This is a genomic window from Sporosarcina sp. P26b, from assembly GCF_002743245.1.
In the GTDB taxonomy this organism is placed as follows: Bacteria; Bacillota; Bacilli; order Bacillales_A; family Planococcaceae; genus Sporosarcina; species Sporosarcina ureae_C.
In genome coordinates, this window is record NZ_PDYW01000026.1 from 18,252 (window position 1) to 28,100 (window position 9,849).

A 9,849-nucleotide genomic window follows, 5' to 3' on the forward strand; every position below is an offset into this window, starting at 1 on the left:
TCCCTCCAGTTTATAAAAAAAGCCTGTCATCACAACAGGCTGATCATTTATTAAATACGTTCTGTAAAGTTGCTGTATATAATTCGTGTTCCACGGAATGGATAGCCAAAGCAGTCTGCTCGACATCCCCATCCACAACGTTAACTGCTCGCTGCGCTAAAATGGGACCTGTATCCATCCCTTCATCTACGAGGTGTACCGTGACGCCAGTTACTTTAACGCCGGCAGCAACCGCTTGTCCAATCGCATCTTTACCTGGAAACGAAGGCAATAATGACGGGTGGATATTGATGATGTGTTCAGGGTATGCTTCCAATAAAACAGGACCAATCAAGCGCATGTAACCCGCTAATATCAACCACTCTACTTGCGCTTCTTGCAATGCATCAAGTACCGCTTGCTCGTACGCCTGCTTCGTTTGAAAGTCTCGAGGACGAAATGCCGCAATAGAAATACCTGCTTCTTTTGCCCGTTCATTAACGAAAGCATCAGGTTTATCTGTCACCATCAAAACGATTTCAGCCGGAATACGCCCCGCTTTACAAGCTTCTGCCAAAGCGGCAAAGTTACTGCCACTCCCTGAAGCAAATATTGCGATCTTTACTTTCTTCATTATGACAATGTCCCGTCATGTTCACCGTTAAACGTTACGCCTTCTTGCTTCGTAACACGTCCGATTACATACGCCTCTTCGCCATGTGTTTTAGCGATGCCAATTGCTTTTTCAGCTTCTGCTTCAGGAAGTGCGACGACGAACCCGATACCCATGTTGAAGACACTATATAGATCACGATCCGTCAATTCACCTTTTTCTTTCAGCATCTGGAATACAGGAAGTACCGGCCAAGCACCCAAATCTACCTCTACTCCAAAACCTTCAGAGAACATACGAGGAAGGTTTTCAAAGAATCCGCCGCCCGTAATATGACCCATCGAGTGCACATCAAGCTGCTGGTGCATCTCAAGTACCGGCTTTGCATAGATCTTAGTCGGCTTTAACAATGCATCAGCTACTGTACCAAGACTTTCATAGCCTTCAATCGTACCATTAATATCTGCACCTAATTGTTCAAATACAATATGGCGCACTAAAGAGTAACCGTTCGAATGGATACCACTTGATGCGATTCCAACGAGTACGTCACCTTCTTGTACACGCTCGCCTGTAACCAACTTGCTCTTTTCACAAGCTCCTACTGCGAAGCCAGCCAAATCGTATTCATCTTCTTCATAGAGACCTGGCATTTCAGCCGTTTCCCCACCAATCAATGCCGCGCCGGATTGCACGCAGCCGTCCGCTACACCTTTAACAATTGCTTCTACTTTTTCTGGAACTGCCTTACCTAGTGCTACATAATCAAGGAAATACAAAGGCTCTGCACCTTGTGCGACGATATCATTCACACACATTGCAACACAGTCAATCCCAATCGTGTCATGACGGTCCGCCATGAAAGCCAATTTCAACTTTGTGCCAACACCGTCTGTACCAGAAATGAGTACCGGTTCTTTATATTCTAGCGCAGATAGATCGAACATTCCGCCGAACCCACCAAATGCACCCGCTACCCCTTTACGAGATGTTCGTGCTACGTGAGACTTCATGCGTTCAACTGACTCATAGCCAGCTTCAATATTAACTCCCGCTTTTTCATATGCCTTCGACATGGAAAGGCCTCCTATCGTACGATTTCTTTTTCATGCGGCATGGCCGTGTCCGAATAAATATCTGTTGGATATTCACCCGTGAAACAAGCTAAGCATTGTCCGCAATTTTTCATTTCAGATGATCGGCCATTGGCTTCTAGCATTCCTTCTATTGATAAGAATGATAGTGAATCTGCACCGATTTCATCACGCATTTCATCCAAAGTACGACCTGTTGCTATTAATTCTGAATCCGAACTAATATCTACTCCGTAATAACACGGAGCAATCAATGGGGGTGAAGCGATCACAACATGTATTTCTTTAGCACCCGCAGCACGAAGCATGGCGACTATACGTTTAGATGTGGTACCACGAACGATTGAATCATCGACCATTACCACTCGCTTGCCGCTAACCACTTGGTGTACAGGTGACAGCTTCATCTTTACGCCTTTTTCACGCAACGCTTGAGACGGCTGGATGAACGTTCTGCCAACATAGCGGTTTTTGATTAATCCCAACTCGTACGGAATACCGCTTTGTTCAGAGAATCCGATGGCAGCAGAAATACTGGAATCAGGAACTCCCGTGACGACATCTGCACTAATCTGTACTTCCCGAGCCAATTGCTTACCGCAACGTTTACGTGCAGCATGAATATTGATCCCATCAATATCCGAGTCAGGACGTGAGAAATAAACATATTCCATTGAACACATTGCATTATCTCCAGGTTCTGCAAACCGCTCAGATGTCAATCCGCTGTCATTAATGATCAGCAATTCACCAGGTTCAACGGAACGAACATGTTCCGCACCGATAATTTCAAAAGCACAAGTTTCCGAAGCGACTACCCACGCATCGCCTATTTTGCCAAGTGATAATGGGCGTATACCGTTCGGATCTTGGGCAACCATCATTCCTTCATCCGTCATCAAGACAAATGCGAATGCACCTTTTAGAATACTAAGGGCTTTTTTTACTCGATCCCGCTGATTCCGAGACCCACTGCTACGTTTGATCAAGTGCGCAAGAACTTCTGTGTCGGATGTACTTTGAAAGATACTTCCTTGACGCTCCAAATGTTCTTTCAAATCTGTTGCGTTGACTAGGTTACCGTTATGCGCTATAGCTAGACTTCCAGTTGTCGAACGGAAGACAAGCGGTTGAACATTCTCTATACCACGTCCGTTTTCTGTCGTATAACGGACTTGTCCAATCGCGCCACGTCCTACGAGTGAATTCAGTTTTTCTCCAGAGAATACTTCATTAACCAAACCTTCACCTTTGACCGCGTGTAGACCGTTATCGTCTTTTACGACGATACCGGCTCCTTCTTGTCCACGGTGCTGAAGAGCATGCAAAGCGTAATAGCTCAGCTGTGCTGCATCTTCATGTCCCCAAATACCAAATACGCCGCACTCTTCGTTTAAGCCTCTGAGCTCAGCAAGCATGAAATTGCCCCTTTCCAAGCAGTCTGGAATTCTTCAACCGTCCCTTCTACTAAGACAGTTCCCTCTGCGTCTTTGATGACAATATCTTCGCCATCTGTCACGGTCCCGATTTTCACTGCATGCTGGACTTTCTCTTCAAACGCAGCTACTTGATCGGCTTGTACAGTCACTAAGAAACGTGATTGTGTCTCACTGAATAATGCAGTGATTGCTGAACCTTCCACTGTCACATCAGCACCCAACCCGTTTGAACCAAATGTTCCTTCACAAAGCGCTACAGCAAATCCACCTTCTGATAGATCATCAGCTGATTGAATTAGTCCCGCTTGAATCGCTTCAAGAAGTTGTTGCTGACGTGTAGCCTCTACATCTAAATCGATTGCTGGTGATTTACCAAAGATCTTTCCTTCGATCATTTGTTGCAATTCACTGCCACCGAATTCTGTTTCTGTTTGACCAATTACATAGATTGCATCTCCAGCTTGTTTGAAACCAGGAGTTGTTACTTGGCTCAAATCATGGACGATTCCTACCAAGCCAATTGTTGGAGTTGGATAGATCGGCACACCATTTACTTCATTGGAGAGAGATACGTTACCGCCAATAACTGGCGCATTCAGCTTACGACAAGCTTCTGAAATTCCATCTGCAGATTTTTCAAGTTGCCAGAATACTTCAGGCTTATCAGGGCTACCGAAGTTTAAGCAATCTGTCAGTGCGATTGGCTCTGCACCCGAACATACTAAGTTACGTGCAGCTTCAGCTACCGCAATTTTACCACCCGTTTCCGGATCCAAATAAATGAAACGTGAGTTACAATCTGCTGTCATCGCAATACCTTTGTTCGTTCCTCTAACACGGATCACACCTGCTGACGCTCCTGGCGCTAGTACTGTATTAGTTCTTGCACCTGTATCGAATTGGTTGTAAACCCACTCTTTTGAAGCAATCGTTGGACGTTGCAATAAGTCGAGTAATGTTTCTTTCAAGTTCGTTACTTGTGGTTCTGTATTTTCAATCGCCTGGTTTTCTCCAAACGATGCTGGTTCTTTTGATTCTTTCTGATAGCTAGGTGCATCTTCAGCCAGCAGGTCTGCTGAAACTTCAGCTGCGACTTCGCCTTTATGAAGTAGACGAAGCATTTTATCGTCTGTTACTTGACCTATTACTGCCGCAGTAATACCATACTTCGTGAATAGTGCAATAACCTCCTCTTCACGACCCTTTTTCACAACGATCAACATACGTTCTTGAGACTCAGACAACATCATTTCATACGCTGTCATATTCTCTTCGCGCTGTGGTACAAGATCCAAGTTTAATTCCACACCATAGCCTGCTTTTGAAGCCATTTCTGCTGCAGATGATGTCAAGCCTGCTGCACCCATATCTTGAATACCGATTAACGCATCGGACTTAACTAAATCCAAACAAGCTTCCATCAATAACTTTTCAATGAACGGATCGCCTGCCTGCATGACTGGTAGTTCTTGCTCTTCTTCAATAGATAATTCCGAAGAAGACATCGTTGCTCCATGAATACCGTCACGACCTGTAGTAGCACCTGCATATATCACGGTATTGCCTACACCAGCTGCTACGCCTTTTTGAATATCTTCATGATTTAGCAAGCCGACTGCCATCGCATTGACCAATGGACGTTTCGAATAGCACTGGTCGAACTGAACTTCTCCAGCCACCGTCGGAATTCCCATTGCGTTACCGTAACTCGCAATTCCTGCAACTGCTTCTTCAAACAGGAATCTATCACGCGGTTCTGTTAAATCACCGAAACGAAGTGAATTTACTAGTGCTACGGGACGTGCGCCCATAGAGAATACGTCACGAATGATTCCGCCTGCACCTGTTGCTGCACCAATGAAAGGCTCGATTGCTGATGGAGAGTTATGGGATTCCATTTTGAACACGGCAGCTTGATTATCACCAATGTCTACAATTCCAGCACCCTCACCTGGACCTTGTAGAACGCGCGCACCTTCAGTAGGAAATCTGCGTAATACAGACTTTGAGCTTTTATAAGAACAGTGCTCTGACCACATAGCAGAAAATAATCCTGTTTCTACATAGTTCGGCGTACGACCAAGTTTTTCTACCGCACGATCATATTCTGCATCCGTCATCCCCATTTGAAGGTATAGACGATTTTCTTTAATTTGCTCTGCTGTAGGTTCGTGATTAATTGACATGCTGTTCACCCCGATTGTTCATGATTGACTGGAATAAAGCTGTTCCATCTGTTCCACCGATGATTGCTTCTACTGCACGCTCTGGAAGTGGCATCATACCAAGAACATTACCTTTTTCATTTGTAATCCCTGCGATTGCCGCTGTACTGCCATCTGTATTTTCATTCGCATATGTGAAGACGATTTGATTATTGTTTTTCAGTTCATTCACTGTCTGCTCGTCTGCATAGTAATTGCCAAATTCACTAGCTACTGGCAATGTGAGCACTTGACCTTGTGTATAGTCTTTTGTGAAAGCTGTATTATTATTTTCTACCCGTACCGATTCTTGAGCTGAACGGAATTTCAAGCTCTTATTGCGTAAAAATCCACCTGGGAGGATGCCTGCTTCTACTAAGATATGAAAACCATTACCGACTCCAAGAACTAATTTACCAGATTCAGCAAATGCTTGAAGTTGCTTGCATGCAGGTGAACTTTTCGCCAATGCACCCGGACGTAAGTAGTTGCCGTATGAAGTGCCTGTTGGCAATAGAACTGCATCGAATTGATCGAGTTGGTCAGCTTCCGTATGCCAAACGTATTCAACATCTTGCTTTACCGATTCCTCAATGGCATGGTACATATCAAGATCACAAGTAAGACCTGGGAATACTAGAACGGCGAACTTCATTTGCTGGTAACCTCCCCGATTTCGAATCGATAATCTTCAATGACTTTATTGATCAATAGATCATTACACATTTCCTTCACGCGTGTCTCAATTGTCTCTTCTGAACCATCTAACTGCAATTCGATCAATTTACCGATTCGCGCGTTTTTCACTTCTTCATAACCCATTTTCTGAAGTGCTTCTGTTGTTGCGATTCCTTGTGGATCTACAACACTTTCACGTAGTGTTACATAAATAGTTACTTTCGTCATTGTCGGTTCCTCCCAAAGTGGAAATCATAGTTTGTATTAGTTAGTTTCTTGCCAGATACCGGACTGTTCAATTTCTTGCAATGTTTTTTCAAGATCATCCGTCATAATCGTAACATGACCCATTTTACGTTTTTCTTTCACTTCTGCTTTACCGTATAAATGAATTGACCAATCAGGATAATCTGCAATACGTTCTTGAAGTGGTGCTACATGTTCTCCCAATACATTCACCATAATGGATGGTGCCCATAACTTCGGCTCACGTAATGGCCACCCACAGACTGCACGAATATGCTGATGAAATTGCGAAATATTGCATGCCTCTATTGAGTAGTGACCCGAGTTATGTGGTCGCGGTGCCAATTCATTGATAATAATCTTACCGTCAGGCAACACGAACATTTCAACTGCTAGTGTGCCTACTAACTTTAAATGGCCAGCAATTTTTTTTGCTGCTTCTTCTGCCGACTCCAGGACTGCTTGGTCAACTCGTGCAGGCACAATCGATTCGTGCAAAATATGATGCTTATGAATATTCTCTGCAATTGGCAAACAATATGTCTCACCAGCTGGGTTTCGTTGAATAATAACAGAAATTTCTTTTTCGAACGGAACAAATGCTTCCGCTATACAAGAAGAGTGGGTAAATAAATCCTTAGCACTCTCTATTTGCTCTTTCGATTCAAGCTTGACCTGACCTTTACCATCATAGCCACCAAAAGCCGTTTTTACGATACAAGGAAAACCAACATCGTCAATTTTCTGTACTAACTCATCATACGTTTCGGCAGTTACATAGGGTGCAACCGGTACGCCAGCTGACTGAATTTCAGCTTTTTCATTAATTCGGTTTTGCGTAATGCGAACTAACTCCGCGCCTTGTGGAACATACGCTTTCTCAGTTAGCCTTTTCAATCCTTCATAATCAATATTTTCAAATTCAAATGTAATGACATCACTGACTTTGCTTAATTCGTTCAGTGCTTCTTCATCATTATACGGAGCGACAATTTCAACATCGGCTAACTGTCCACACGGAGAATTCTCTGTTGGATCTAGTACCGCAATCTTGAATCCTGCTTCTTTTGCTGCAAATCCCATCATCCGTCCCAGTTGTCCACCACCAATGATGCCGATTGTCTGTCCAGGTTGAATCATTTTCAATTTAATTCACCACTGCTTTCCAGCGAAATTTTCTTCATTTCATCGCGCCTTTGCTGTAGCTTATTACGTAATTCTTCATCTTGTACACAAAGTATTTGAGCCGCTAGAAGGCCCGCATTTGTAGCGCCTGCTTTGCCAATCGACACAGTTGCTACCGGAACGCCACCAGGCATTTGAACGATGGATAATAATGAGTCCATTCCATTCAAGGCTTTAGATTGCACAGGCACACCAATAACAGGAACTAGCGTTTTTGCCGCAACCATTCCTGGTAGATGGGCAGCTCCGCCTGCTCCTGCAATAATAGCGTGTAATCCTTTTTTCTCTGCTTGTTCTGCATAGTCAAACATGAAATCCGGCGTACGGTGGGCTGACACTACTTTCTTTTCATAAGGAACTCCTAGTTCATCTAAAATGTCGCATGCATGCTTCATTGTTTCCCAGTCGCTCTTACTGCCCATAATGACACCAATCTTCGGTTCCAAATCTAATCCGCTCCTTCATGCCCAACATGATTTAATAAAAATAAAAAGGTCCTTGAAAACTCCACTTTTCACATGCACAAAAAGCAGAACTTTCAAGGACCCTTACTAAACGGATGTAAAACCATCTAACTCAGCCATCATCCGTGATATCCAAGAAAAATTGCTTTCCCACATAGTGTAGACATTTACGGTGTCTTGGTAGAAACGCCACAGCCAATTCTGCAGCATATACGGGGAACTCATTTACTCTTATTATATTATCAACTATTACATAATCCGTCAACTTAAAACCGAACATTATATTATATATCTTTTAAAATCATTCGCCTTTAAGTTGACATATGAATGTATACAAGACAGTTCCCTTTCAACTGACAGTTATTAGCTGTTTTTGATGCCCTGAAACTGCGTTTGTTGTCTGATGGGGATATACTCTTCCCCCACTTGTTTAAACAAAGGTTTCTCTCTTCGAGCAACAACTGTATAGCCTAAGTTTTTAATTCTGTCCAGACATTCTTCGAGTGTCTCATCTTCTTCTCTATCAAACCACATCTTCTGTTTACTCATTTAAATAATTTGCCTCGTTTCACATTCTTTACCCAGAAGCCGCCGTGTATCGATTTAGGTTCATAAGATATAATAAATGCTTTCGGATCAATCTCCGTTATGGTCTTATATAGTTTCAGTTCATATTTTCGTGGAGTCAAAATCTGCATAGTCGAACGAGCTCCACTTAAACCATTTGCTGAAGAATCCGTTACACCATAACCGAGTCTTCTTAACTCCGCAGGCATTTCTTTATTAACATCTGCTGTTATCACATTGACTGTAATATAACCGAGTGCTAATCTTTCTTCAATTTTGGAACCGATAATAACTCCTATACCATACCCCAGAGCATACGCAATTAAGTTTTGTATTTGCCCCAGATTATCCAACACCAAACCAAGCCCAATTACATACACTACTGTTTCTATCATACTCACACCAGCAGCTATATAACGATAACCTTTCAAAGTCAGGATAATTCGCATTGTCATGAAAGTTACATATACAATATTTATCGCGAAGATAATTAACACCATTACCATTGCATCACTCCCCCTTACAAGTAGAGTAATCGTATCGCGCCTAACCTTATAATTCAAGGAAAGTCTTTTGAAATGTGGTTTATATTGGATAAGAATATTAGGTTTACTTTATTGATAGGAGTTGGAAGAGAGTTTTTAAGGTGGGGATTGAATAGATGGTGGTGTTTTTTGTAACTTAGTTGTTGGGATGATGGATGGGGAAGAGCACTTGGTTGGGGTCTATGAGCGGATAACGGGTGCGATAGAGCACTTAGCTGGAGCCTATGAGCGGATAACGGGTGGGGTAGAGCACTCAGCTGGGGTCTATGAGCGGATAACGGGTGCGATAGAGCACTTAGCTGGAGCCTATGAGCGGATAACGGGTGGGGTAGAGCACTCAGCTGGAGTCTATGAGCGGATAACGGGTGCGATAGAGCACTTAGCTGGAGCCTATGAGCGGATAACGGGTGGGGTAGAGCACTCAGCTGGAGTCTATGAGCGGATAACGGGTGGGATAGAGCACTTGGCTGGAGTCTATGAGCGGATAACGGGTGGGATAGAGCACTTGGAGGGGGTCTATGAGCGGATAACGGGTGCGATAGAGCACTTAGCTAGACACTATGAGCGTAACACACGATACAATAGATCTCCATCCGATTTTAGCAAGCAAAATAACGGATTCTTATTCGGTTGCACTATATACATTACATAATACACCGTTTTTAAAACACAAAAAAGCCACTCCCCATAAGGAATGGCTTCGTGCCTAGCAACGTCCTACTCTCACAGGGGGAAACCCCCAACTACCATCGGCGCTGAAGAGCTTAACTTCCGTGTTCGGTATGGGAACGGGTGTGACCTCTTCGCCATCGTTACTAGACTCTTTGAGTAAAGC

The 9,849-nt window shown here is 43.5% G+C and carries 11 protein-coding genes, 1 rRNA gene and 1 riboswitch; of the genes, 1 reads left to right on the plus strand and 11 read right to left on the minus strand.

Going from position 1 to position 9,849, the window contains the following annotated elements; genetic code table 11:
* Window positions 1-43: 43 nt before the first annotated feature.
* The 10 genes from purN to CSV69_RS14530 all read right to left on the minus strand — a co-directional run bounded on the left by purN (window position 44) and on the right by CSV69_RS14530 (window position 8,975).
* Window positions 44-616: a phosphoribosylglycinamide formyltransferase gene (gene purN, locus CSV69_RS14485; protein ID WP_369823358.1), complete on the minus strand. Its 573-nt coding sequence runs from the start codon at window positions 614-616 to the stop codon at window positions 44-46.
* Window positions 613-1,668 carry a phosphoribosylformylglycinamidine cyclo-ligase gene (gene purM / locus CSV69_RS14490; protein WP_085427158.1) on the minus strand — a complete coding sequence of 352 codons (1,056 nt, stop codon included), beginning with the start codon at window positions 1,666-1,668 and terminating at the stop codon, window positions 613-615. Before purM ends, purN begins: the two co-directional genes overlap by 4 nt.
* A gap of 11 nt (window positions 1,669-1,679) precedes the next feature.
* Window positions 1,680-3,104 carry an amidophosphoribosyltransferase gene (gene purF / locus CSV69_RS14495; RefSeq protein WP_085427159.1) on the minus strand — a complete coding sequence of 475 codons (1,425 nt, stop codon included), beginning with the start codon at window positions 3,102-3,104 and terminating at the stop codon, window positions 1,680-1,682.
* Window positions 3,080-5,311 (minus strand): phosphoribosylformylglycinamidine synthase subunit PurL, encoded by a 2,232-nt coding sequence (gene purL / locus CSV69_RS14500; protein ID WP_099626230.1) that lies wholly within the window; start codon window positions 5,309-5,311, stop codon window positions 3,080-3,082. The genes purF and purL overlap by 25 nt, the downstream gene beginning before the upstream one ends.
* Window positions 5,301-5,984, minus strand: a complete 684-nt coding sequence (purQ, locus tag CSV69_RS14505; protein ID WP_085427161.1) for a phosphoribosylformylglycinamidine synthase subunit PurQ — start codon at window positions 5,982-5,984, stop codon at window positions 5,301-5,303. The genes purL and purQ overlap by 11 nt, the downstream gene beginning before the upstream one ends.
* Window positions 5,981-6,235, minus strand: a complete 255-nt coding sequence (gene purS / locus CSV69_RS14510; RefSeq protein ID WP_085427162.1) for a phosphoribosylformylglycinamidine synthase subunit PurS — start codon at window positions 6,233-6,235, stop codon at window positions 5,981-5,983. The genes purQ and purS overlap by 4 nt, the downstream gene beginning before the upstream one ends.
* Window positions 6,236-6,271: 36 nt before the next feature.
* A complete protein-coding gene (gene purK / locus CSV69_RS14515; protein WP_099693773.1) occupies window positions 6,272-7,393 on the minus strand; it encodes a 5-(carboxyamino)imidazole ribonucleotide synthase in 1,122 nt (373 codons plus the stop codon).
* 2 nt (window positions 7,394-7,395) lie between these two features.
* Window positions 7,396-7,884 (minus strand): 5-(carboxyamino)imidazole ribonucleotide mutase, encoded by a 489-nt coding sequence (purE, locus tag CSV69_RS14520; protein ID WP_085427163.1) that lies wholly within the window; start codon window positions 7,882-7,884, stop codon window positions 7,396-7,398.
* A 153-nt stretch (window positions 7,885-8,037) separates the two neighbouring features.
* Window positions 8,038-8,138: riboswitch (purine riboswitch) on the minus strand.
* A 127-nt stretch (window positions 8,139-8,265) separates the two neighbouring features.
* On the minus strand, window positions 8,266-8,451 hold the full coding sequence (locus tag CSV69_RS14525; RefSeq protein WP_085427164.1) for an NETI motif-containing protein: 186 nt from the start codon (window positions 8,449-8,451) through the stop codon (window positions 8,266-8,268).
* Entirely contained in the window at window positions 8,448-8,975 is a 528-nt protein-coding gene (locus tag CSV69_RS14530) for a DUF2179 domain-containing protein (protein WP_085427165.1), read from the minus strand. The genes CSV69_RS14525 and CSV69_RS14530 overlap by 4 nt, the downstream gene beginning before the upstream one ends.
* Before the next feature lie 187 nt (window positions 8,976-9,162).
* Here CSV69_RS14530 and CSV69_RS14535 point away from each other — a divergent pair, with 187 nt between their 5' ends.
* On the plus strand, window positions 9,163-9,666 hold the full coding sequence (locus CSV69_RS14535) for a hypothetical protein (protein WP_143560838.1): 504 nt from the start codon (window positions 9,163-9,165) through the stop codon (window positions 9,664-9,666).
* Window positions 9,667-9,718: 52 nt separating this feature from the next.
* On the opposite strand, the gene rrf is transcribed toward CSV69_RS14535, so the two are convergent.
* Window positions 9,719-9,834: ribosomal RNA gene (gene rrf / locus CSV69_RS14540) — 5S ribosomal RNA — on the minus strand.
* Between the last annotated feature and the right edge of the window lie 15 nt (window positions 9,835-9,849).